The following is a 22424-nucleotide window of genomic DNA, read 5'->3' on the forward strand; positions in this document are numbered from 1 at the left end:
AGATCCTTGTTTCTGCCGCCTTATTCAACGGTCTGCCTATTCCACCGCCTTCAGCATGTCCTCCACCACCTTCTTGGCGTCGCCAAAGACCATCATGGTCTTGTCCATGTAGAAGAGCTCGTTGTCCAGGCCCGCGTAGCCGGCTGCCATGGAGCGCTTGTTGACGATGACGGTCTTGGCCTTGTGGGCCTCCAGGATGGGCATGCCGTAGATGGGGCTGCCCTTCACGTGGGCCGCCGGGTTCACGACGTCGTTGGCGCCGAGGATGATGGCCACGTCCGCCTGGGCGAACTCGGCGTTGATGTCCTCCATCTCGAAGACCTGGTCGTAGGGCACCTCGGCCTCGGCCAGCAGCACGTTCATGTGGCCGGGCATGCGGCCGGCCACGGGGTGGATGGCGTACTTGACGGTCACGCCCTTCTCGGTGAGCTTGGCGGCCAGTTCCTTGACGGCATGCTGGGCCCGCGCCACCGCCAGGCCGTAGCCCGGCACGATGATGACCGTCTCGGCGTTGCCGAGCACGAAGGCCGCGTCGTCGGCGCTGCCGCTCTTCACGTTGCGCTGCTGGGCCGCCCCCGCCGCCGGCCCGCCAGTCTCGCCGCCGAACCCGCCCAGGATGACGTTGAAGAACGAGCGGTTCATGGCCTTGCACATGATGTAGCTCAGGATGGCGCCCGAACTGCCCACCAGGCTGCCGGCGATGATGAGCATGGGGTTGTTCAGCGAAAAGCCGATGCCCGCCGCCGCCCAGCCCGAGTAGCTGTTGAGCATGCTCACCACCACCGGCATGTCGGCGCCTCCGATGGGGATGATGAGGGTCACGCCCAGCACCAGGCCCAGGGCCACGACGATGCCGAAGGCCAGGGCCGACTCGCTGGCGAAGAACATCGCGCAGAAGGCCAGGGCCGCCACGCCGAGCACCAGGTTGAGCAGGTGCTGGCCCGCGAACTGCACCGGCGCGCCCTGGAAGAGGCGGAACTTGCTGCCGCCCGAGAGCTTGCCCCAGGCGATGACGGAGCCCGTGAAGGTGACCGCGCCGATGAAGGCGCCGAGGGCCAGCTCCAGCCGGTTGCCCGCAGGGATGGGCGCCAGCGTGCGCGGCGCCACGCCGTCCTCGGCCGGGATGGCGGCGAGCGCGGCGTCCAGCGGCGGCGTGAGGCCGAAGGCCGCCGGCTCCGCGACGGCCGCGACCGCGATGGCCACCGCCGCCAAGCCGATCATGCTGTGGAAGAAGGCGACCAGCTCCGGCATCTTGGTCATCTCCACCGTCTTGGCCTTCCAGGCGCCGTAGCCGCCGCCGGCGACGAGGCCGAGCAGCACCCACAGCAGCCCGGTGCCCGAGCCCGCCAGCTTGACGATGAGGGCCGCCGTCGTCGCCACGGCGATGGCCATGCCGGCCATGCCGAAGACGTTGCCGCGGATGGACGTCGTCGGGTGGGACAGCCCCTTGAGGGCCTGGATGAAGCAGACGCTCGCGACGAGGTAGAGCAGCGTGACCAGGTTCATGCTCATCACGCGCCCTCCTTCTTGGCCGCCGGTCTTTCCTTCTTTTGAGTTCCGGCCCGCTTCGCTTCACATGCCGGCGGCATGTGAGCCTTCTCTGAAAAGAAGCCCGCTGGGTAGGTCATGTCACTTCTCCTCGATTTTCTTGGCGGGCTTCTTCTTGAACATCTCCAGCATCCGTCGCGTGACGAGGAAGCCGCCGAAGATGTTGACCGCCGCGAGCGCCACCGCCGCGACGCCCATGCCCTTGGCGAAGGGTGTCTCGGTCAGGGCCGCGGCCATCATGGCGCCGACGATGACGATGGCCGAGACGGCGTTCGTCACCGCCATCAGCGGCGTGTGCAGCGCGGGTGTCACCGTCCAGACGACGTGGTAGCCCACGTAGATGGCCAGCACGAAGATGATGAGGTTGATGATGGTGTGGTCAACGATTTCCATGGTCATGCCCTCGTGACTTGGCCGTCTTGGGTGACGCGGCAGGCCGCGACGATGTCGTCATCCAGCGGCACGGTGAGCGTGCCCTCCTTGGTGATGACGAGCTTGAGGAAGTCCAGCACGTTGCGGGCGTAGAGCGCCGAGGCATCGGCCGCGACGAGCGCCGGCAGGTTGGTCTCGCCGACGATGACGACGCCGTGCTTCGTCACCGTGCGGCCGGCCTCCGTCAGCGGGCAGTTGCCGCCGGCGGGCGCCGCGATGTCGACGATGACCGAGCCGGGCTTCATCGCCTTGACCATGTCCTCGGTGACGAGCACCGGCGCCGCGCGGCCCGGGATCAGCGCCGTCGTGATGACGACGTCGGCCTGGGCCACGCGCTTGGCCACCTCGGCCTTCTGGCGCTCCAGCCAGCTCGGCGGCATGGGCCGGGCATAACCGCCGACGCCCTCGGCGGCCTCCTTCTCCTCGGCGGTCTCGTAGGGCACGTCGATGAACTTGGCACCGAGCGACTCGACCTGCTCCTTCACCGAGGGCCGCACGTCGCTGGCCTCGATGACGGCGCCCAGGCGCTTGGCCGTGGCGATGGCCTGCAGGCCCGCCACGCCCACGCCGAGCACGACGACGCGGGCCGCCTTCACGGTGCCGGCGGCCGTCATCAGCATCGGGAAGAAGCGCTGGTAGCGGTCGGCCGCGATCATCACGGCCTTGTAGCCGGCGATGTTGGCCTGGCTGGACAGCACGTCCATGCTCTGCGCGCGGGTCGTGCGCGGCGCGGCCTCGAGCGCGAAGCCCGTGAGCCCCGCGGCGGCCATCGCGGCCAGGCCGTCGCGGTCGAAGGGGTTGAGCATGCCCACCAGGGCCGTGCCGGGCTTCATCAGCGCCAGCTCCTCGGCGCCGGGGGCGCGCACCTTCAGCACCAGCTCGCAGGCCAGGGCCGCGGCGTGGTCGACGATTTCGCAGCCCACCGCCTCGTAGGCCGCATCGGTGACGCTGGCCGCGACGCCGGCACCGGTCTCGATGCGAAGCACGTGGCCCTGGGCCTTGAGCTTCTTGGCCGTCTCGGGCGTGACGGCCACGCGGGTCTCTCCGGCCGCGCGCTCGCGCGGGACGCCGATCTGCATGAGTTCTCCTCCAGGAGCAGGGGTGCGCGGCAGCTTACACAATGCCCGCTCCCGCCCACTGCGGGATTTCGATGGGAGGTTTCATGACTGCCACAGCCCGCTTTCGTCCCAGTGTCACTGTCGCGGCGGTGATTGCCCATGAGGGCCGCTACCTGCTGGTCGAGGAGGAGACGCCCGAAGGCCTCAGGCTCAACAACCCCGCCGGGCACCTGGAACAGGGCGAGAGCCCCCTCCAGGCCGTCGTGCGCGAGGCCCTGGAGGAGACGGCCCGCGCATTCACGCCCGAGGCCCTGCTGGGCGTCTACCTCGCGCGCTTCCTGCGCCCGGAGCGCGGCGAGGACGTGACCTATGTGCGCTTCGCCTACCGCGGCCACGTCGGCGAGCCCCTGCCCGGCCGCACGCTGGACACCGGCATCCGGCGCACGCTGTGGCTGAGCCTGGACGAGGTGCGCGCCAGCCGCGAGCGCCACCGCAGCCCGCTGGTGCTGCAGTGCATCGAGGACCACGCCGCCGGCCGCGCCCTGCCGCTGGAAAGCGTGCAGGCGCACGCCTCGCTGGCCGACCCGCTGCGCCTGGCCTGAGCCCCCGCGGCCGGCGGACCGGCACCCCCTGCGGGACAATCGGGGGCATGAGTTCCGCCAAGAAACATCGAGTCGTCGTCGGCCTGTCCGGCGGCGTGGACTCGGCCGTGACGGCCCATCTGCTCAAGCAGCAGGGGCACGAGGTCGTCGGCATCTTCATGAAGAACTGGGAGGACGACGACGATGACGAGTACTGCTCGTCGCGCCAGGACTTCCTGGACGCCGCCTCGGTGGCCGACGTGCTCGGCATCGAGATCGAGCACGTCAACTTCGCGGCCGAGTACAAGGACCGCGTCTTCGAGAGCTTCCTGCACGAATACCAGGCCGGCCGCACGCCCAACCCCGACGTGCTGTGCAACGCCGAGATCAAGTTCAAGGCCTTCCTCGACCATGCCATGCGGCTGGGCGCCGAGAAGATCGCCACCGGGCATTACGCCCGGGTGCGTGAGCTGGACGGCAAATTCCAGCTGCTCAAGGGCCTGGACCCGCTCAAGGACCAGAGCTACTTCCTGCACCGCCTGACCCAGGCCCAGCTGAGCAAGGCGCTGTTCCCGGTGGGCCACCTGGAGAAGACCGAGGTGCGCCGCATCGCCGCCGAGATCGGCCTGCCGAACGCGAAGAAAAAGGATTCGACCGGCATCTGCTTCATCGGCGAGCGGCCCTTCCGCGAGTTCCTGAACAAATACCTGTCCCACCAGCCGGGGCCCATCAAGGACGAGCGGGGCCGCAAGCTCGGCGAGCACGTCGGTCTGTCCTTCTACACGCTGGGCCAGCGCCAGGGCCTGGGCATCGGCGGCATCAAGGACAAGGGCGCGCAGGGATCGGCGGCGACGCCCGGCCGGGCGTCGAAGGGCGGCGGCCATCACGAGCCCTGGTTCGTCGCGGCCAAGGACATCCCGAACAACACCCTGATCGTCGTGCAGGGCCACGACCATCCGCTGCTGCTCAGCCCCGCCCTCGTCGCCGACGACCTCAGCTGGACCGCCGGCCAAGCGCCCGCGCCCGGCCCCGCGGCGGCCAAGACGCGCTACCGCCAGGCTGACGCCGCCTGCGATGTCGGCTTCGACGCCGGCCGGCTGACGCTGCGCTTCGCCGAACCGCAGTGGGCCGTCACGCCCGGCCAGAGCGCCGTGGTCTACGACGGCGAGGTCTGCCTCGGTGGAGGCGTGATCGCCGCGGCGCTGGCATGACGAATTTCGACCGCCTGCTCGCCCGCCTGGCCGAGCCCGGCGTCGTGCTGCGGCTGGCCGCGCTGGTGTTCTGCGCCATGGAGCTGGTCAGCGCCGGCGCGGCCCTGCTGGGCGTGCGCACCGAGCCCTACGACGGCCTGGCGGCCTGGATCTGGCGCCAGTCCGGCGGCGACGTCAACGACCGCGGCCTCGTCGTCGTCTGCGTCCTGCTGCTGCTGGCCTTCGTGGCGCTGATCTTCCTGCTCGCCCGCCAGGGCCAGACGGCCGTGCCCGTCAACCAGCGCCTGGCGGGGTTGCTGGTCGTGGACCTGCTGGCCGTCAGCGTCACGCCGGGCCTGCCCTTCCTCGTCACGGCCCTGGCCGGCGTGCTGCTGCCGGCACGGCTGGCCTTGGGCTTCGCCTTCGTCCAGGTGCTGCTGAACACCGCCATCTACGCCGCGCCGTCGCAGTCCGCCTGGCTCGACCAGTTCGGCCTGCTGGCCTCCATGCTGGCCCTGCACGGCCTGGCCTTTGGCCTCGGGCGCATGGCCGCGGCCGAGGCCGAGAAGCGCCGCTGGCTGCAGGCCGTGCTGGCCGAGCAGATGTCCGGCGAGCACCTGCTGGCCGAGCAGATGCGCTACAGCGAGCGCATGCAGATCGCCCGCGAACTGCACGACCTGATGGGCCACCACCTGACGGCCCTGAACCTGCAACTGCAGCTCGGCGGCGCCCTGCTCGCGCGGGCCGACGCGCCGGGCGCCGGTCAGGCCCTGGACCGCGCCCAGGGCGTGGCCGCCCAGCTGCTGGCCGACGTGCGCGAGGCCGTGTCGCAGCAGCGCAGCTCCCAGCGCATCGACCTGTCCACGGCCCTGCAGGCCTTGGCCGAAGGCATCGCCAGCACGCGCATCGAGCTGTCCCTGGACGACGCCGCCCGCGACCTCGGCCCCCGCGCGGCCCACGCCCTGCTGCGTTGCGTGCAGGAAGGCGTGACCAACAGCGTGCGCCACGCCGGCGCCCGCCGGGTGAGGGTCGAACTGCGCGGCCTAGGGGAAGCGGGGGATGAGGTCGGCGTCAGCATCGACGATGATGGGCGGGGCGCGCCGAACTGGCACGAGGGCCGGGCCGGCAATGGCCTGGCCGGCATGACGGAGCGCATGGCCGAACTGGGGGGCACCATGCGCGTGACGCGCACGAGCCCGGGGTTTCGAATCGAGCTGAGATGTCCGCGATGGGTGTGATCAAGATCCTGCTGGTGGAGGACCAGCAACTGGTGCGCGAGGGCCTGAAGGGGCTGCTGGCGCTGCACGACGAGCTCAAGGTCGTCGGCGAGGCCAGCGACGGCGCCGAGGCGCTGGAATGGCTCGCCGCCATCCCGGCCGACGAGGTGGCCGAGTCCATGCCCGACGTCATCCTCTCCGACATGCGCATGCCCCGCCTGGACGGCGTCGGCCTCATCCGCGCCCTGGCCGCGCGCGCCCTGCGCCTGCCGGTCATCCTCCTCACCACCTTCGACGACACCGCGGCCTTCGACGAGGCGGCGCGCGCCGGCGCCAAGGGCTTCCTGCTCAAGGCCATCAGCCCCGACACCCTGCTGCAGGCCCTGCGCGACGTGCACGCCGGCGGCACGGCGCTCCGCCCCTCGCTGACGACCCGCATGGAGGCCAAGGGCGGCGAGCGCGCCTTCACGGCCGCCGACCATCCCGACCCCCTCTCGCCCAAGGAGCTGCAGGTGTTGCGCCTGGTGGCCAGCGGACGCTCCAACACCGAGATCGCCAGCCTGCTGGGCAACAGCGAAGGCGTCATCAAGAACCACTGCTCGGCCATCTTCTCCAAGATGGGCGTGCGCGACCGCACGCAGGCGGTGCTCAGGGCGATCGACCTGGGTTGGATCTAGGCGCCGCCAGCTGCAGCACCCAGTAGCGCTGCAGCCGGCCCGGGCCACCGACGCAGGCCAAGCCGAACTCCTCGAAGTCCGGCGCCATCAGGTTCTCGCAGTGCGGCGGGCTGGCCAGCCAGTCGGCCAGGGCCTCGTCCAGCGCCTGCGGCCCGCCCGAGAGGTTCTCCCCCGCCACGCGCATGGCATAGCCGGCCTCGAGCAGCCGCGTCCGCAAGGTGGCGCCGCCCTCGCCGACGTGGTCGAGCCGGTCGTGCTGCGCGAGCTCCTCGGCATAACGGCGCGTCGACTCGGCCAGCTGCGCCTGCCAGTGCAAGGCCGGCGCCGCCGGCCACCACCGCGGGCCACAGCGGCGCCCCTCGGCCCGCAGCGCATTCACGGCTCGCACGGCCGCCTCCGGCTCCACCGTGCAGCCCTCTGCCGCGCCGACGGACGCCGGGGCGGCAAGGGCCAGGCACAGCAGCAGTGAAGAACGCATGGCCCATCCTAGGGCCACCATGCGAGGACCGGCCTTTCGGGATGTGACAGGCTGGCTGTTGCCAAGCGGCCCGAGCCCGGCCACCATGCCGACATGAAGCCCGCCCGACCGCTCGTTGCCCTCCTTGCCTGTGCCGCCCTCGCCAGCTGCGCCCAGACACCGCCCACCGCCGCCCAGCCGGAGTCGGCCCGCCTCGCCAAGGAGCTGCAGGCACTGATCGGCCCGGCGGCCTGCACGTCGGACAGCCAGTGCCGAACCCAGGCCGTGGGCGCCAAGGCCTGCGGCGGGCCGGCCGGCTATGTCGCCTGGTCCGTCCAGGGCACGGACGCCCGGGCGCTGGCCGAACTGGCGGCGCGGCAGTCGGCGGCGCAGCGGCGTGAGCTCGAAGCCAGCGGCCTGCGCTCCAACTGCGCGGTGGCCACCGACCCCGGCGCGGCCTGCGTGGCTGGGCGCTGCCAGCTCGCCGGGGCGGCAGGTCCTGACGCTCAGGCCGGCAAGCCCTTCAGCCTGCGCGCGGGCGCCTCCGTGCGCTTGCCCGCCCAGGGCCTGCGCATCGGCTTCGACGGCGTGACGGCCGACTCGCGCTGCCCCAAGGGCGAGCAATGCATCGTCGCGGGCGACGCCACCGTGCGGCTGTGGTGGCAGCACGAGGGCGGCCCGCGCCAGGCGCTGGAACTGCACACCGACGCCCGCGCCCAGCGCTCGGCGCCGGTCGGCGAACTCGATCTCGTCCTGTTGAGCCTCACCCCCGAACCCGTCACCGGCAAGGCGACGGATCGCCGCGCCTACGAGGCGACCCTGCGCCTTGGCGACGGCGCCGCGGGCAAGGCCGAGCGCTGAGCCGCCGGCGGCCACCCCGCCTGACCGTCAGTCCGGGCGGCAATCCGGCGCCTGCCTAGCGAGGCTCCGCTTGCACGGCCATCAGGCAAATACCTTAGACGACTGAGCGGAAGAGCGCCCGGCCTGCGCCGCCCTCCCGCCACCGCAGTGGCGAGCGCGCATGGCGGCGCCTCGCACGCCCGCTAGTGACTTTCCCTTCCCGTGGATCAGGGGTGCAGTTGTGAGATATGTCATGGAACGATGCGCTACCCGAATCCAACCTGGGTTCACTGTTTTTTCCCTCACGAAGGAAATCGAATGAAGCCCGTTCACCGCCTCGCCACCGCGCTGGCCATCGCAGCTCTATCGACGGCCGCCTCCGCCGCCACCGTCTACACCTCCTCTTCGGACTTCCTGTCCAAGCTCCTGCCGGGGGCCTACACGGAGAACTTCAACGGGCTGAGCAACACGCCGCCGGGCGCCGTCCCCTTCAGCGGTGGCGCGTTCTCGTACACGATCTCGGCGCCTCAGGACACCTATGCCGATGGCGACACGATGTCGACGAGCCAGATCATGGACGACCTGACCATCGACTTCACCAGCAACAACGTCTATGCCGTCGGCGGCAACTTCTTCGGCGTCGACTTCCAGGGCGCCTTCCAGTCGATCATGATCACGCTCACCCTGAGCGATGGCACGGTCGAGAGCTTCACGCCCGCGTCCTTCGGTGGCAGCTTCCGCGGCTTCATCTCCGGCGAGGCCATCACGTCGCTGAACATCCACGGCAGCGACGGCCTGAACCAGTCGTTCTACGCCGCCCTGGACAACCTGACGGTCGGCACCGTCCCCGAGCCTGCCAGCCTGGCCCTGGCCGGCGTGGCCCTGGCCGGCCTGGCCGCCGCCCGCCGCCGCCGCAACTCCCTCTGATGGACCGGCCGGGGCGATCCCCCGGTTTCCCCTCCCCCCGTTGAGCGGCTACCCGCCGCATGCAGGAGCGTTTATGACTCGGAATTCATTGCGTCTTTCATTGCTGACCGCAGCGGTCGGCCTGGCCTTCGCGGCCCAGGCCCAGTCCGGTCTGCGCGGCCAGAGCGAAGCCATCAACCGCCTCGCCGCCGACTCGGGCACCACGCCCGAGGTGACCGTCCACAGCGCCACCGGCGCGGCGCGCTTCGTGCGCCTGCCGCGCGCCGCCGGCGTGGCCAAGATGGCCGCCCAGCGCCGCGCCCGCCCCATGACCGACGCCGCGCGGCAAGACGGTTCGGTGCAGTTCCTGAAGAACTACGGCGGCATGTTCGGCATCAGCAACGCCAACGAGGAACTCGGTGCCGCCCGCATCACCAAGGACCGCCAGGGTGGCACGCACATCACCCACAAGCAGTTCTACCGCGGCCTGCCCGTGTTCGGCGGCGAGGTGAAGACGCACTACGACGCCTCCGACAACCTGGTGGTCGCCAACGGCACCTTCGTGCCCGGCATCGACGTCGACACCACGCCCAAGCGCTCGGCGGAGGACGCCACCCGCATCGCCATGACCAGCGTGGTCACCGACCTCGGCCGGCCCGCCAAGCTCAACGCGTCCAAGCCCACGCTGATGATCTACCGCGAAGGCCTGGCCCAGGGCGTTGAAGGCCCCAACCACCTGGCCTGGGAAGTCGTCGTCGGCAACGGCGTCGACGTGCGCGAGTTCGTCTACGTCGATGCCCACACGGGCAAGATCATCCAGAAGACCACCGGCATCTTCCACGCCAAGAACCGCCGTGCCTACGACGGCCTGGGCATCGACCCGGCTCCGGGCCCGAACTACCCGAACAACCCGTTCTGGGTCGAAGGCCAGGCCTTCCCCACCGGCGTTGCCGAGGCGGACAACATGATCGCCGCCTCCTCCGACATCTACGACCTGTTCAAGAAGGCCTTCGGGCGCGACTCCTTCGACGGCCACGGCGCGACGATGGACTCCATCTTCAACCGCGGTGACGGCTGCCCCAACGCCTCCTGGAACGGCACCTTCATCTCGTTCTGCCCGGGCACAACGACCGACGACGTGACGGCGCACGAGTGGGGCCACGCCTACACCGAGTACACGCACGCCCTGGTCTACCACTGGCAGCCCGGCGCCCTGAACGAGGCCTATTCCGACATCTGGGGCGAGACCGTCGACCGCATCAACGGCCGCGGCGGCGACACGCCCGACACGGCCCGCAGCAACGGCGCCTGCACCACCTTCACGGCCCTGCCGCCGCGGGTGACGATCTCGGCGCCCGCCAACCTCGCGGGCGTCAAGGATGCCGGCGGGGCGAGCTGGGGCCCGCAGTCCTTCTCCGTCCCCGGCACGCTGGCGGGCGTGCAGGTCGGCTCGACGAGCGCCGCCTGCGCCGCACTGCCTGCCGACTCGCTGGCCGGCAAGATCGCCTTCATCGACCGCGGCAGCTGCGCCTTCAGCATCAAGGTGCAGAACGCCCAGAATGCCGGTGCCATCGGCGTGGTCATCGGCAACAACCAGGGCGGCACCGCAGTGATCAACATGTCGGGCAGCGGCCCGACGATCCCGTCGCTGTCGGTGAGCCAGAACGACGGCACGGCCATCAAGGCCGCGCTGACCGCCAACACGCCCGTCACGCTGACCCTGTCCCGCGGCGGCACCGGCACGGACAGCTCCGTGCGCTGGCTGATGGGCGAGGACTCCACCGCCTTCAACGGCGCCCTGCGCGACATGTACACGCCCACCTGCTACGGCAACCCCGGCAAGGTGTCGGACAAGCAGTACACCTGCGGACCCGACACCCGCGCCGCGGACTGGGGCGGCGTGCACAACAACTCCGGCGTGCCCAACCACGGCTATGCGCTGCTGGTCGACGGCGGCAGCTACAACGGCCAGATCATCACCGGCATCGGCCTGACCAAGGCGGCGCACATCTACTACCGTGCGCAGACGATCTACCAGGGCCCCTTCAGCGGTTTCCCCGAGCATGCGGATGCGCTGGAGCAATCCTGCCGCGACCTGACCGGCATGAACCTGAACGACCTCAAGACCGGTGCCATCTCCGGCGAGGTGATCACGTCCAGCGATTGCGCCCAGGTCGCCAAGATGGCCCTGGCCGTCGAGCTGCGCACACCGCCGAGCCAGTGCAACTTCACCCCCCTGCTGGCCAAGAACCCGCCGGCCCTGTGCCCCAGCGGCACCGTGGCCTCCATCGCCGCCGACAACTTCGACGGCGGCCGTCGCGGTGGCCTGAAGTGGGTCATGACCCATGCCGGCACGCCGGACTTCACGGCACGTGACTGGGGCGTGGTCACCGGGCTGCCGGGCCAGCGCTCGGGCTATGCCATGTTCGCCAAGGACATCCAGGGCGGCACCTGCGCCCCGGGCGGCGACGAGTCGGGCCTGCAGCGCCTGGAGTCTCCGGAGATCACCATCCCGGCCGACGCCAGCTCGCCGCGCCTGACCTTCGACCACTGGGTGGCCACGGAAGCCGGCTGGGATGGCGGCAACCTGAAGATCAGCGTCAACGGTGGCGCCTGGCAGCTCGTGAAGGCGGCGGACTTCGTCTACAACCCGTACAACACGACGATGGCCACGGCGGCCGCGGGCAACACCAGCCCGCTGGCCGGCGAACCCGGCTTCTCCGGCAGCGATGCCGGCGGCGTCAGCGGGTCGTGGGGCCGTTCGATCGTGAACCTGGCGCCCTATGCCAAGGCCAACGACAAGGTCAAGCTGCGCTTCGAGCTGGGCAACGACGGCTGCGGCGGCACCTTCGGCTGGTACCTGGACGACTTCATGGTCTACCGCTGCACGCCCTGATGGCGTGACCGGCACGGGCCCCATCGGGCCCGCCAGCGAAAAGGGGCGCTCGACGGGCGCCCCTTTTTCATGGGTACCACTCAGGGCGACTGCGCCAGGGTGCAGGTCGCGGCGGCGTCAACCGGGCAAGGCCCTTGCCAGCGGATGCGCGTGGCGGCGGCCGGCGGCAGGGGCGCGCGGCCGTCCAGCGCCTGGCCGCGCACGCCGCTGAAGGTCGCCAGCGTCGTCCACGTCGAGCCCTGCAGGTACTGCAGGCTGTAGACGGCGCCCGGCCGCAGGCTGCGCGTCCTGATCTGGTATTCGCCCGCGACGATGGCGAAGCTGGGCGTGTCGCGGAAGGGCTGGGCCAGCGGCTCGCCGACGAAGAGGCCCTGCCCGGGCCACTGCACGGCCTTCCAGTAGGCCTCGATGGCGGTCGCGCCGCGCCAGTACTGGTCAACGAGGACCGAGGCGCGCGAGAACTTCTGCGGGTAGTTGCAGGGCTCCTCGACGGTGCCGTAGGTTGCGGTCACGCCCGCGTCCAGCCAGGCGGTCACCGGCATCTGCCCCGCCGCGCCGGGCAGCAGGCCGCCCGTGGAGGTCAGGCTGTCGGCGAGGGCGCCCGGGCGGAACTGCAGCGTCGACAGCTTGGGCACGCTAGCCAGGCCGGTCAGGTAGAAGAGCACGTTGCCCTTGCCGGACAGCGCATCGGCCGTGGCCGGGCCGGCGCTGTTGTCCACGTAGTTCAGCGCCAGGGCGCCGCTCCAGGCGGCCGGCAGGGGCGAGAAGTCGGTCCAGCGCACGCTGCGGTCCGTGTCCGTCGTGCGCACCAGCCAGCCGTCGCCGGCCGGGCGCGTGGCGTCGGCCGCCACGCCGCGGTCGATGAGGGCTTGCGCGGCGGCCAGCGTGCGCGTGCCCAGCAGCATGGACGGCCGCAGCTGCAGCTCGGACTGTGGCCGGCGCGACTCGCTGTCGTACAGCGGCGAAGCGGCCGTCAACGCGCAACCGTTGGCCGGCGTCGGGTTGCAGTAGCGGCTGTCGAAGCCCAGGGCCATGGCGCTGGTGATGCCCATGCTGCAGGCCCCGACGACACGGCTGGGCGCCGCCCAGGCCAGCAGCGTGGCCTGGACGCCCGCCGGGAGCCTGGCGTCGAGATCGGCCTTGAGGGTCGCGAAATCGGCGGCGCTCAGCGTGTCGCTCGCCGTGTTGACCTTGACGCGGATGAGATTGGCGGCCGGTACGCCGCGCGCCGCCACGTAGGCGGCACCCATGGCCTCGGAGAGCGCATCCCCCTCCGCGACGATGACGGCGAGATCGGACGGACCCAAACCGTTGGTCGGAAGCGACAGTGTCAGGCTTTGCCCGCTGCCGCCACCGTCGGTGGAGCCGGTGGCTGACCCACCGCCCGCCGCCGAGCCGGCGCCCCCGCCACCACCGCCGCAGCCGCTCAGCAAGGCCAGGACACAGAGTGAAAACCGGGGCATGGACGGGCGCATTCCACGATTCTCCCCTGCCGGCCGGCGGCTCTGATCGGCACGCTTTTGGTGCTGTCGGGCACCTTTCGCAACCAGCGAACCCGGGCATACCCCAGTTTCATGCACCGTGGAGGGGCAATACATTCCCTTCACTCGACGCGGTTCCGGGCTCCTGCCCAGGGCCGCCGGGCGGGTTGTGAGGAGACAAGACAAGCTGGTTGCTTCGTAACCCCGAAGACAATCCCACCGGCCACCAAGGCACCCCTTGGTGGCCGTTTTATTTGGCTCTTCGAGCCGGGGTGCCGCCAACGCCCTGCGCTCTCTTGAGGAGTTGCGGTGCTCGCCCAGTCCCCAGCATCGCGGTGGCAGCGGAAGAGCCGCCTGCGCTGACCGTGTGCAGCCACTCGGGCGGCTGCGCGGCATCGGCATCGGCATCGGCCAGCCCTGGCCGGCCCACCTGATCCCCTTGCGAGCCCCTCGCCGTGGCAGGCGCCGGCCGTCCGCGTCCGCGGCCTGACGCATAAAGAATCCACGAAAGGAAGAACTGATCAGCGACGTTCGAAATTGATGAATAGTGCTCACTTCAAGATCGTTCATATTTGAACATATATGTTCAAATTTGCACCTTCTTTACTCAGGAGCGTCGTCATGCACCGTCTCTCGCCTTTCTGTGCCACCCTGCCGCGCCAAAGTGTTGCACCCCTGTTGCTGGCCCTGCTGTCCGCCTGTGGCGGCGGAGGATCGTCTTCGGAGGGCACGGCAACGTCGCAAAGCAGTTCCAGCGCTACGCAGCGGACGACGATGTCTGCGACCTCCGCGTCGTCCACGTCCTCCACGACGCTGCTCAGCGGCCACGCCACGGCTTCGGCCGTCGATTCGGTCTACAACGCGGTCGCAGGTGCCCAAGGGGGGGCGCATGCCTACGCGGCAACGGCGGGCCATCGCTCCGCACTGGCGGCCTCAGACTCAACGAGCTTCACGTTGAACTGTGACCAGGGCGGTACCGCGACCATCACCATCTCCGGCGGTACGCTGGACACCCGCCTGAACGGACAACTGGACGCTGGAGAGCGTTATCAAGCCGTCTTCTCGGCATGCAAGGTCCAGGGAGGTGCAGTCCAGCTCGACGGCACAGTCGCGATGGACGTGCAGTCGGCCGATACGACCGGCACAGCGGTGCAGATGAGCTTTACGTCGCTCAAGGCCACGACCGGGGGCAACTCCACGACGCTGGACGGTGACGCCCGGCTGCAGGGGACAAAGACGACCTCCAACGGCAGCACGACCACCACGGCAGAGATCAAGGCCACCAAGTTGACGCTGGTCACGGCTTGGAACAGTCGAGCGGCGACCCTCGTGCTGAGCGATGCCGACCTGTCCTGGTCGACCACCTGGAGCGGCAGCGTGCCGACGACCTCGTCCCTGTCCGGGCGGTACACCGTTAGCGGGACGGTGAACGACGTCACACTGAGCGATACCGTGGCGATCAGCGGCGGGGTGGAATTCAATAGCGACGGCACGCCCTCCTCGGGGAGTTGGACCTCCAAGGATTCCAAGGCGACGGTGAAGACGTCGGTTTCCAGCAACCAGGTCACCATCGATGTGGACGACGGCAACGACGGCACGACGGACCACTCCTGGACGTTGACTCTCCCGCAATGGGGATCCTCCGCAGGCTGAGCATCAAGGGGTCGACATGTCTCGAACTTCATCCAGCCACCTGCGCAATCTCCTGGCGATGCTGGCCCTGACCCTGCTGGGCTCCGCTCAGGCGGGGGAGCTTTACGCCGGCATCGGTCTTCCCGGCGTCATGCTTGGCTACGCGCAGGCCGTGTCCGACGACATTGCGCTGCGGGCCGATGTCTCGGCATTGGCCGTCGACCGCAGCGGCCAGCGCGGTGGCGTCGACTACACGGGCACCGCCAAGCTCGTGCGGGCGGGCCTATACGCCGAATGGTTTCCTGTCGCCGAATGGAGCTTTCGACTAAGCGGCGGCGTGACCTTCAATCGCATGCGTCTGGACCTCAGCGGCCTCGGTAATGGATCGCTGGTCACCGTCGGCCGGAACCTCTACCTGCTGACTCCCGCGGACCGCTTTGAGATCAAGGCCCGGTTCCCCTGCGTCACCCCCTACCTCGGGATCGGCTGGGGACATAGGCCGGCCGGGCCCGGTTGGGGACTCCTCGTGGACCTCGGTGCCTCGATAGGAAGGGCCAGGGTCACCGGCCAAGCCAGGGGGCCGGCACTGTCCTCACCGCTCGGGCAGCAGGATTTCGAGAACGAACTGGACGGCTGGCGTCGGCACGCGCGTCTCGTACCGCAGGCGAGCGTCGGTGCCAGCTATCTGTTCTGAACCGTCCATCGCCCTGCCTTCCAAGGCCAGCCCGGCTGGCACGGCAGGCGCTCCCGGTATCTCGGAGCGCCGGGGAGGTCAGGGCGGCGTCAGAAGGCGTTGATGGCGCTGGGAAACTCCGCCGTGGCGAGGGCCCGCGCCTCCTCCCGCGGCACTCCCAATGCCGCCAGCACCAATTCCGCGGCATCGGTGCCGGCATCACGCCAGGTCCGGTGGCCCTCCAGCACCAAGACGATCGATCCGATCACCGTGCCGGCCGCCATCGCCGCGACAGCGCTGAGCTGTTCCTGTCGAACGGCATATCGCCCTACGTCCATCCCCTTCTTCACATCCGCCAGCGGGGGGCCGTTCCACATGGCCTGCAGCGCCGCGTTCGAGAAGGAGAAGCGAGCGATGAAGCGGCCCCAATGGGGGTCGATGTGCGCATGCCGTATCCACAGCCGGATGCCGGAAGCCAGCCGGGCTGCGGGATCCTCAAGCGCGGCAAGCGCGAAGAATTCCTGCACGCGCTGGTCCATTTCAAACGCGAGCTCCACAGCTACACGTTCAAACAAGGCCTCCGGCTCCTTGAGGTTGTTGTAGATCGTGCCGCGGGCCACGCCGGCCGCTTCGGCCAGCTCGCTGACATTAAGCTGCATCACGCCGCGCTCGGCGAACAGTTGCAGCGCGGCGCGGTGGATACGCTGCTGGGCGGATGTGGCAGACATCGCGGACCTCCTGTATCGTGGCCTGAGGGATTGAACATCCATGTGCAGAATTGCCCGAATTCTGCCCTGCTTGCCAAGTGACCCCGTCCTGCCAGCGCGCACCTGGCGTTGGCAATCGGCGCTTGAGCCCATCGCGAACGAATGAAAAACCTCTCTCTTGTGCCCCCCTCCCGTCGGAACGGCGCACACCGCATCTCGCCACCGGCAGCTCGCTGGATGAGCCGGCTTGCAAGCGGACCGACGGAGGCAGAGCCGCCGCGTCGCTCGCGCTGATAGAACCCGGGACATGCTCGAACTCTTCACCGTCGCTGCCGCCTCCCTGCTCGCCGGCTTCATCGACGCCGTCGCCGGTGGCGGCGGCCTCATCCTCGTACCCGCCTTGTTCAGCACCTATCCGAACGCCGTGCCAGCCACGCTGCTGGGCACGAACAAGGGCGCATCGGTCTGGGGGACCGGCTGGGCGACGCTGCAATACGTCAAGCGCGTGGACCTGCCCTGGCGGCGGCTGATGCCGGCCGCCGTGCTGGCCGGCCTGGGCAGCTTCGCCGGCGCCTGGGCGCTGACCCTCGTCAGCCCGGACGGCCTGCGCAAGGCCCTGCCCCTGGTGCTGCTGGCCGTGCTCGTCTACACGCTGGCGCGCAAGGATCTCGGACGCGAGCACCGGCCCCGCTTCACGGGCCGGGCCGAGGCCGCCGCGGCTGCCGGCATCGCGCTGGCGGTGGGTTTCTACGACGGCTTCTTCGGCCCGGGCACGGGCAGCTTCTTCGTCTTCCTGTTCGTGCGGCTGCTGGGTTACGACTTCCTGCACGCTTCGGCCACGGCCAAGCTCATGAACCTGCTGACCAACGCGTTCGCCATCGCGCTGTTCGTCAGCAAGGGGCACATCTGGTGGCATGTCGCGGCGGTCATGGCGGTGACCAATGTCGCCGGCAGCCTGCTCGGCACCCGCCTTGCCCTCAAGCACGGCGCGGGCTTCGTGCGGGGCGTCTTCGTGATCGTCGTTGGCGCCCTCATCCTCAAAACAGCCTGGGACGCCTTCTCCCGCTGATCTACGATCAGGACATTCCACGCAAAGCGCCGTCACTCACCATGCCCGTCGATCCTCAACTGCGCAATCTGGACATCGAGATCCCGACCCAGCCGGAGGTCCTGGTCAAGCTCTCGCTGCTGATGGCAGCCGAGGACATCGACCTGCAGGCCATGTCCGCCCTGGTCGAGACCGACATGGCCCTGGCCGCCGCCGTGATGAAGGCCGTCAACTCCTCCCTCTACGGCCTGCGCGGGCGGGTGCAGACGGTGCACCAGGCCCTCACCTACCTCGGCATGCGCGAGGTCGCGGCCATCACCTTCGAGATGGGCCTGCGCGCCGCCTTCCCGGCCGCGGCGGAGCTGGAGTCCGTGTGGTCGCGCGCCTCGCAGCGCGGCCTGCTGATGGGCCGCATGGGCCAGATGCTGGGCGTGGACCCGTGGGCGGCGCATTCGGCCGGGCTGTTCGAGGAATGCGGCAAGGCGGTGCTGTACCGCCACGCGCCGACGCACTATCCCGCCATGCTGCGCGCCGCCACGCGCGATGCCGACCTGGTGGAGCTCGAGAAGACGGCCTTTGGCGTCAGCCACGACGCCCTGGGCGCCGCCCTGTGCGAGAGCTGGGGCCTGGCGCCGGCGGCGGTGGCGAGCGTGCGCTACCACGTCGAGATCCAGTCCACGCTGACCATGCCCGAGAGCCTGGCCCGCCGCAGCGTCGCCGCCATCTCGGCGGTGGCCTGGGCCCTGCTCAACCACCCCGACCAGCTCGACGACGTGGCCAGCCAGATCGCGCCCCAGGCCCAACTGGACGAGACCCTGGTGCTGCGCGCCGCGCGCCGCGTCAACGAGCAGTTGCTCGCCGCCCAGGAACACGGCCGCTGATTCCGGGCTTTTGAAACTGCGGGGCGGCGCCGGGCCGCCCCAAGCCGGCCCGCAGGCGATGTGCTTGCGGCTCAATGCCGCAAGCATCGTCGTCCCCCCGGGGGACCGGTCAGGCTCGTGCGCGTTCAGCGCCGCGAGACTGGGCGAGGGGCCTCAAGCAGCCAGGCTGAGGCGATCCCGCCCCGCGTGCTTGGCGATGTAGAGCGCCTCGTCGGCCGCCTGCAGCAGCGCCTGGGCGCTCAGGTAGGGGTGGGCCGGGCTGGCGGCGGCCAGGCCGATGCTCAGCGTCAGGTCGCCCCGGCCGTCGGGCAGGTGCAGGGCGCGCAGCTCCTCCCGTACCGATTCGAGCACCCCTTGCGCCTCGGCCATGCCCAGGCCCGGCAGCAGGGCGGCGAACTCCTCCCCACCCAGGCGGGCCACGAGGTCGGTGTCGCGCTTGAAGCGCTCCGTGAGCAGGGCCGCCACGCGCTGCAGGGCCTGGTCGCCGACGCCCGTCCCGTGCGTGAGGTTGAACTGCTTGAATTGATCAAGGTCCAGCACCGCGACGGCGAGCAGGCCGCGCTGGCGCTGGGCGCGTTTGAACTCGCGCCGCAGCGTTTCCTCGAACACGCGCTGGTTGGCGATGCCGGTGAGGATGTCCGTGCGCGCCAGGTTGGCGAGTTCGCGCTGGTGGGTTTCCAGTGCGGCCCGCGCCTGCTCCAGCTGCTGCCGCTGCTGCGCCAGCTCACGGCGCAGTTCGCGGGCATCCTGCTCCTGCTGCCACAGCGACCCCTGCACCCGCCGCATCGCATGCCCGATGCGATCCAGCTCGGCCGCCCGGCCCGGCGCGGGCGCCGCGAACTCGGGCGTCAGGGGCAGCGGCGCCGACTCCATCGCCTCGCAGCCCGCCGCCAGTTGGCGCAGGGGGCGCAGCATCAGCACCTCAACCAGCAGCAGCAGGGCCGCGCTCAGGCCCAGCACCAGCCAGGCGGCGTGCGAGAGGACCTCGGTTGATGCGGCGGCCTCGTGGCCCCACTCGACGAGACCGACGATCAAGGCCGTCAGCAGGGGCACCCCGACCGTGAGCCGCAGCCGCAGCGATCCCAGCCGGCGCGGCGTGACGCGCTCCAGGGGTTGGTCAGGGGAATCAGGTCTCATCGGTGGCGACAGCAATGGCGCCACAAATTGTCACGGTTGGCGCCGGGTCGACGCTCGGGGTTTGTCTGAACGACGGGCGCCGCGGCCCGCGGCGGCGGCTCAATAAGGAACCTGGTCGGACGGGTACTTCCAGAAGTCCTTGAGCAGGTAGTTCATCGGCAGGTTGAGCGCCGTGTTCTTGGGCGGGATGGGCTTCATGAACCAGCGCTCGTAGAGGGCCTGGGCCTCGTGGCTGGCGATGAGGCGCTTCATCTCGTCGTCGACGATGGTCTTGAGTTCCGGGTCGTTCTTCGGCAGCACGATGGCCAGCGGCTCGATGGTCAGGAACTTGCCGACGACGCGGTACTTGGCGGCATCCGGCCGCGCGGCAACCAGGCCGTAGAGCAGCACGTCGTCCATGACGAAGCCGTCGGCCTGACCGGCGGCCAGCATCTCCATGGCCTTGGCGTGGTCGGGCGCCTCGACGATGCGGATGTGCAGGGCCCGTTCCGCGTTGGCCTGGGTGATGGAGGTCAGCGGCGTCGTGCCCTTGGTGGAGACCAGGGTCCGGCCCTCGAACTGGGCCAGGTCGGTGATGCCGCTGTCGGCCTTGACCAGATAGCGCGCCCCGGTGATGTAGTGGGGCACGGTGAAGGCCACCTTCTCGCGTCGCTCGGCGTTGTTGGTCGTCGAGCCGCATTCCATGTCGGCCTTGCCGTCCACCACCGTCTGGATGCGGTTGGCCGGCGTGACCAGCAGGAACTGCGGGTTCAGCGTGTTCATCTTCAGCTTCTTGCGCACGGCCTCGGCCAGCTTCAGGCAGAGGTCCATCGCATAGCCGACGGGCCGGCCATCGGGCAGCAGGTAGCTGAACGGCACGGAGGACTCGCGGTGGGCGAGCACGATGCGGCCACTGGACTGGATGCGCTCCAGGGCCGGGCCGGCATCGGCCGGGGCCGCGCATGCCAGGGCCAGGCCGAGGCAGAGGGTGGACAGCAGGGTTTTCATGGCCGGCCCATTGTGAGGCGTGAGGCCAGCCCCGTGACGGCATCAGTGCGCACAGGTCACGGTGAAGCGGCCGCCGCGTCGCCCGCGGCCTCGTCGGCCACCGTGCGGTTGCGCCCGCCGCGCTTGGCGTCGTAGAGGGCGCGGTCGGCGGCGCCGAGCAGCTCGGCAAAGCTCGTGGCCTGCGCCGGCAGCATGGCCAGGCCCACCGACAGCGTCGCGCTCAACGTGCCGCCCTCGGGCGTCACGAAGGGCGCTTCCTGCACCATCAGGCGGATGCGTTCGGCCACCTCGCAGGCACCGGCCAGGTCGGTGCGCGGCAGCAGCACGACGAACTCCTCGCCGCCGTAGCGCGCGGCCAGGTCGCCGGTGCGCAGCGAGCGCTGGATGAGGCCGCCCACCTGGCGCAGCACTTCGTCGCCTGCGGGGTGGCCGTGGCGGTCGTTGATGGCCTTGAAGTGGTCGATGTCCAGGAACAGGCAGGCCAGCGGGTAGCGGTGGCGCACGGCCTGGCTGAATTCGATCAGGCTGCGGTGGTCGAAATAGCGGCGGTTGTGCACGCCGGTGAGTCCGTCCGTCATGCCGGCGCGGCGCAGGCGCTCGCGGTTGAGCATGCTCTCGATGGCGATGGCGGCGATGGCCGACAGGCGGTCGAGGAACTTGGTGCCCGATTCGGCGTCGTAGCGCTCGGGGTCGCGCGAGCCGAAGTGCAGGCTGCCGATCAGCAGGCCCTGGCGGATCAGGGGCAGCAGGGCCGCGGAACGCACCGGCGAGCCCTCGCCGAAGGCCTGGGCCAGCAGCGGCGCGTCGGCCGCGCCGACGAGGCGGGTGGTGCGCGCGGCGCCGAACAGGGCCTTCAGCGGCGCGTGGTTGTCCAGCAGCTGCGGCGCCTTGACCATGGGCAGGGCCGGCAGGGCGCGGCGCAGCTCCTCGTCCGGGTCCAGCAGCCAGAGTTCCGCGGCGTCGAGGTTGAAATCGGCCCGGCAGTCCACCAGCAGCAGGTTGACCAGCTCCTCCATCGACCCCACGGCGACCAGCCGCCGCTCCAGCGCGTCGAAGCGGTCCAGCTTGCGTTCGTTGGCCTTGGCGGCCTCCAGCAGGGACTGCAGCTGTCGGCGCAGCTCCTGGACCTGGGCTTGGGGGTCGGAAGAGGTCATGGCGGCGCGATTGTCGCGGCCTGGCGTGAAAAGCGGCGCAATGCGCCGGTGACCGGGTCCGTGAACGAAATCTCGCGCGCCACGAGTTGCAGTGGCGCGTCGAAGCGCGGCGGGTTCTCGTGCGGCTGGAGCACCGGGTAGATGCGGTCGCCGACGATGGGCAGGCCCAGGGCGTTCATCTGGGCGCGCAGCTGGTGGCGCACGCCGGTGCGGGGCCGCAGCTCATAGCGCGCGAGGCCACCGGGCAGCAGCTCGGCGACGTCGATGCGCGTCTCGGCGTTGGGCTCGCCGTCGACGACCTGCATCTGCATGAAGCCCTCGTCCTCGGGCTCCGCCAGCCGGTGGCGCACCACGCGCGGCCAGGGCCCCTCGCCCCGCGGCGCGACGGCGTCGTAGACCTTGTCGACGACACGTTCGCGAAAGAGCTGGTGGTAGGCATCGCGGTCCTGCGGCCGGACGCTGAAGACCACCAAGCCGGCCGTCTCGCGGTCCAGGCGATGCACGGGGATGAGGTCGGCCAGCCCGGTGCGGTGGCGCAGCCGCGCCATCAGCGTCTCGCGCGCATACAGGCCGCTCGGCGTGACGGGCAGGAAGTGGGGCTTGTCGGCCACGAGCAGGTGCTCGTCCTGGAAGACGATGCGCTCCAGGAAGGGCACCACGGGCTCGTCGGCCCGGTAGCGCCAGTAGTAGACGCGCCGGCCGGGGCGGTAGGGCGAATCGGGAACGGGATGGCCGGCGTCGTCGACCACGTCGCCCCCGGCCACGCGCTCGGCCCAGTCGTCCACGCGCGGCAGCCGCTCGGCGAGGAAGGCGGTCAGCGTCGGCCACGGGCCGGCGGCGCAGAACACCGCGCTGGCCGCCACGCCCTGGCGCAGCGGCAAGGCCGGCTTGGCGGGCCGAGCCACTGTTCAGCGGCGCGAGG

General features: G+C 70.2%; 21 protein-coding genes. 11 read left to right on the top strand and 10 right to left on the bottom strand.

The window, feature by feature from the left end:
- Positions 1-36 precede the first annotated feature (36 nt).
- From LXT12_RS17855 to LXT12_RS17865, 3 genes are all read right to left on the bottom strand, one after another.
- Entirely contained in the window at positions 37-1512 is a 1476-nt protein-coding gene (locus LXT12_RS17855; RefSeq protein ID WP_233393637.1) for an NAD(P)(+) transhydrogenase (Re/Si-specific) subunit beta, read from the bottom strand.
- Positions 1513-1629: 117 nt separating this feature from the next.
- A complete protein-coding gene (locus LXT12_RS17860) occupies positions 1630-1941 on the bottom strand; it encodes an NAD(P) transhydrogenase subunit alpha part 2 (RefSeq protein WP_233393638.1) in 312 nt (103 codons plus the stop codon).
- 2 nt (positions 1942-1943) lie between these two features.
- Positions 1944-3059 (bottom strand): Re/Si-specific NAD(P)(+) transhydrogenase subunit alpha, encoded by a 1116-nt coding sequence (locus LXT12_RS17865; RefSeq protein WP_233393639.1) that lies wholly within the window; start codon positions 3057-3059, stop codon positions 1944-1946.
- A gap of 83 nt (positions 3060-3142) precedes the next feature.
- Between LXT12_RS17865 and LXT12_RS17870 the strand changes: the two genes are divergently transcribed.
- Genes LXT12_RS17870 through LXT12_RS17885 form a run of 4 tightly spaced genes read left to right on the top strand, consistent with a single transcriptional unit; the run spans position 3143 to position 6703 of the window.
- The gene (locus tag LXT12_RS17870; RefSeq protein ID WP_233393640.1) at positions 3143-3640 is read left to right on the top strand and encodes an NUDIX hydrolase; all 498 of its coding nucleotides are present in this window, start codon (positions 3143-3145) and stop codon (positions 3638-3640) included.
- Positions 3641-3687: 47 nt separating this feature from the next.
- A complete protein-coding gene (gene mnmA / locus LXT12_RS17875; RefSeq protein ID WP_233393641.1) occupies positions 3688-4830 on the top strand; it encodes a tRNA 2-thiouridine(34) synthase MnmA in 1143 nt (380 codons plus the stop codon).
- Positions 4827-6047 carry a sensor histidine kinase gene (locus tag LXT12_RS17880; RefSeq protein ID WP_233393642.1) on the top strand — a complete coding sequence of 407 codons (1221 nt, stop codon included), beginning with the start codon at positions 4827-4829 and terminating at the stop codon, positions 6045-6047. Before mnmA ends, LXT12_RS17880 begins: the two co-directional genes overlap by 4 nt.
- Positions 6038-6703, top strand: coding sequence for a response regulator (locus LXT12_RS17885; RefSeq protein WP_233393643.1), 666 nt, complete (start codon positions 6038-6040; stop codon positions 6701-6703). Before LXT12_RS17880 ends, LXT12_RS17885 begins: the two co-directional genes overlap by 10 nt.
- On the opposite strand, the gene LXT12_RS17890 is transcribed toward LXT12_RS17885, so the two are convergent.
- Complete coding sequence (locus tag LXT12_RS17890; protein WP_233393644.1) at positions 6675-7181, bottom strand: CAP domain-containing protein; 507 nt, start codon at positions 7179-7181, stop codon at positions 6675-6677. The genes LXT12_RS17885 and LXT12_RS17890 overlap by 29 nt on opposite strands.
- Before the next feature lie 93 nt (positions 7182-7274).
- Here LXT12_RS17890 and LXT12_RS17895 point away from each other — a divergent pair, with 93 nt between their 5' ends.
- The 3 genes from LXT12_RS17895 to LXT12_RS17905 all read left to right on the top strand — a co-directional run bounded on the left by LXT12_RS17895 (position 7275) and on the right by LXT12_RS17905 (position 11802).
- Complete coding sequence (locus LXT12_RS17895; RefSeq protein WP_233393645.1) at positions 7275-8021, top strand: hypothetical protein; 747 nt, start codon at positions 7275-7277, stop codon at positions 8019-8021.
- Positions 8022-8318: 297 nt separating this feature from the next.
- A complete protein-coding gene (locus LXT12_RS17900) occupies positions 8319-8927 on the top strand; it encodes a PEP-CTERM sorting domain-containing protein (protein ID WP_233393646.1) in 609 nt (202 codons plus the stop codon).
- 100 nt (positions 8928-9027) lie between these two features.
- A complete protein-coding gene (locus LXT12_RS17905; RefSeq protein ID WP_233393647.1) occupies positions 9028-11802 on the top strand; it encodes a M4 family metallopeptidase in 2775 nt (924 codons plus the stop codon).
- Between the two features lie 80 nt (positions 11803-11882).
- On the opposite strand, the gene LXT12_RS17910 is transcribed toward LXT12_RS17905, so the two are convergent.
- Positions 11883-13109 carry a TIGR03790 family protein gene (locus LXT12_RS17910; RefSeq protein WP_233393648.1) on the bottom strand — a complete coding sequence of 409 codons (1227 nt, stop codon included), beginning with the start codon at positions 13107-13109 and terminating at the stop codon, positions 11883-11885.
- 795 nt (positions 13110-13904) lie between these two features.
- Here LXT12_RS17910 and LXT12_RS17915 point away from each other — a divergent pair.
- Both LXT12_RS17915 and LXT12_RS17920 read left to right on the top strand, forming a co-directional pair.
- Positions 13905-14936 (top strand): hypothetical protein, encoded by a 1032-nt coding sequence (locus LXT12_RS17915; RefSeq protein ID WP_233393649.1) that lies wholly within the window; start codon positions 13905-13907, stop codon positions 14934-14936.
- Between the two features lie 58 nt (positions 14937-14994).
- Positions 14995-15609: a hypothetical protein gene (locus tag LXT12_RS17920; protein WP_233393650.1), complete on the top strand. Its 615-nt coding sequence runs from the start codon at positions 14995-14997 to the stop codon at positions 15607-15609.
- Positions 15610-15698: 89 nt separating this feature from the next.
- Here the strand turns inward: LXT12_RS17920 and LXT12_RS17925 are convergent, their stop codons facing one another.
- The gene (locus LXT12_RS17925; RefSeq protein WP_233393651.1) at positions 15699-16316 is read right to left on the bottom strand and encodes a TetR/AcrR family transcriptional regulator; all 618 of its coding nucleotides are present in this window, start codon (positions 16314-16316) and stop codon (positions 15699-15701) included.
- A gap of 286 nt (positions 16317-16602) precedes the next feature.
- Between LXT12_RS17925 and LXT12_RS17930 the strand changes: the two genes are divergently transcribed.
- Positions 16603-17364 carry a sulfite exporter TauE/SafE family protein gene (locus LXT12_RS17930; RefSeq protein ID WP_233393652.1) on the top strand — a complete coding sequence of 254 codons (762 nt, stop codon included), beginning with the start codon at positions 16603-16605 and terminating at the stop codon, positions 17362-17364.
- A gap of 41 nt (positions 17365-17405) precedes the next feature.
- Positions 17406-18224, top strand: coding sequence for an HDOD domain-containing protein (locus LXT12_RS17935; RefSeq protein WP_233393653.1), 819 nt, complete (start codon positions 17406-17408; stop codon positions 18222-18224).
- 153 nt (positions 18225-18377) lie between these two features.
- On the opposite strand, the gene LXT12_RS17940 is transcribed toward LXT12_RS17935, so the two are convergent.
- From LXT12_RS17940 to LXT12_RS17955, 4 genes are all read right to left on the bottom strand, one after another.
- Entirely contained in the window at positions 18378-19361 is a 984-nt protein-coding gene (locus LXT12_RS17940) for a GGDEF domain-containing protein (protein WP_233393654.1), read from the bottom strand.
- A 99-nt stretch (positions 19362-19460) separates the two neighbouring features.
- Positions 19461-20348 (bottom strand): amino acid ABC transporter substrate-binding protein, encoded by an 888-nt coding sequence (locus tag LXT12_RS17945; protein WP_233393655.1) that lies wholly within the window; start codon positions 20346-20348, stop codon positions 19461-19463.
- A 56-nt stretch (positions 20349-20404) separates the two neighbouring features.
- The gene (locus LXT12_RS17950) at positions 20405-21502 is read right to left on the bottom strand and encodes a GGDEF domain-containing protein (protein WP_233393656.1); all 1098 of its coding nucleotides are present in this window, start codon (positions 21500-21502) and stop codon (positions 20405-20407) included.
- Positions 21499-22407, bottom strand: a complete 909-nt coding sequence (locus LXT12_RS17955) for a pseudouridine synthase (protein ID WP_233393657.1) — start codon at positions 22405-22407, stop codon at positions 21499-21501. The genes LXT12_RS17950 and LXT12_RS17955 overlap by 4 nt, the downstream gene beginning before the upstream one ends.
- Positions 22408-22424: the final 17 nt, after the last annotated feature.

The organism is Pelomonas caseinilytica (assembly GCF_021353235.1).
Taxonomy (GTDB): Bacteria; Pseudomonadota; Gammaproteobacteria; order Burkholderiales; family Burkholderiaceae_C; genus Pelomonas; species Pelomonas caseinilytica.

Excerpts from the sequence above, each read along its gene's own strand:
- LXT12_RS17930 (WP_233393652.1), top strand. The coding sequence starts at position 16,603 with ATGCTCGAACTCTTCACCGTCGCTGCCGCCTCCCTGCTCGCCGGCTTC.
- LXT12_RS17870 (WP_233393640.1), top strand. The coding sequence starts at position 3,143 with ATGACTGCCACAGCCCGCTTTCGTCCCAGTGTCACTGTCGCGGCGGTG.
- LXT12_RS17950 (WP_233393656.1), bottom strand. The coding sequence starts at position 21,502 with ATGACCTCTTCCGACCCCCAAGCCCAGGTCCAGGAGCTGCGCCGACAG.
- LXT12_RS17900 (WP_233393646.1), top strand. The coding sequence starts at position 8,319 with ATGAAGCCCGTTCACCGCCTCGCCACCGCGCTGGCCATCGCAGCTCTA.
- LXT12_RS17935 (WP_233393653.1), top strand. The coding sequence starts at position 17,406 with ATGCCCGTCGATCCTCAACTGCGCAATCTGGACATCGAGATCCCGACC.
- LXT12_RS17885 (WP_233393643.1), top strand. The coding sequence starts at position 6,038 with ATGGGTGTGATCAAGATCCTGCTGGTGGAGGACCAGCAACTGGTGCGC.
- LXT12_RS17925 (WP_233393651.1), bottom strand. The coding sequence starts at position 16,316 with ATGTCTGCCACATCCGCCCAGCAGCGTATCCACCGCGCCGCGCTGCAA.
- LXT12_RS17915 (WP_233393649.1), top strand. The coding sequence starts at position 13,905 with ATGCACCGTCTCTCGCCTTTCTGTGCCACCCTGCCGCGCCAAAGTGTT.
- LXT12_RS17880 (WP_233393642.1), top strand. The coding sequence starts at position 4,827 with ATGACGAATTTCGACCGCCTGCTCGCCCGCCTGGCCGAGCCCGGCGTC.
- LXT12_RS17865 (WP_233393639.1), bottom strand. The coding sequence starts at position 3,059 with ATGCAGATCGGCGTCCCGCGCGAGCGCGCGGCCGGAGAGACCCGCGTG.
- LXT12_RS17855 (WP_233393637.1), bottom strand. The coding sequence starts at position 1,512 with ATGAGCATGAACCTGGTCACGCTGCTCTACCTCGTCGCGAGCGTCTGC.
- LXT12_RS17945 (WP_233393655.1), bottom strand. The coding sequence starts at position 20,348 with ATGAAAACCCTGCTGTCCACCCTCTGCCTCGGCCTGGCCCTGGCATGC.
- mnmA (WP_233393641.1), top strand. The coding sequence starts at position 3,688 with ATGAGTTCCGCCAAGAAACATCGAGTCGTCGTCGGCCTGTCCGGCGGC.
- LXT12_RS17920 (WP_233393650.1), top strand. The coding sequence starts at position 14,995 with ATGCTGGCCCTGACCCTGCTGGGCTCCGCTCAGGCGGGGGAGCTTTAC.
- LXT12_RS17890 (WP_233393644.1), bottom strand. The coding sequence starts at position 7,181 with ATGCGTTCTTCACTGCTGCTGTGCCTGGCCCTTGCCGCCCCGGCGTCC.
- LXT12_RS17860 (WP_233393638.1), bottom strand. The coding sequence starts at position 1,941 with ATGGAAATCGTTGACCACACCATCATCAACCTCATCATCTTCGTGCTG.
- LXT12_RS17940 (WP_233393654.1), bottom strand. The coding sequence starts at position 19,361 with ATGAGACCTGATTCCCCTGACCAACCCCTGGAGCGCGTCACGCCGCGC.
- LXT12_RS17895 (WP_233393645.1), top strand. The coding sequence starts at position 7,275 with ATGAAGCCCGCCCGACCGCTCGTTGCCCTCCTTGCCTGTGCCGCCCTC.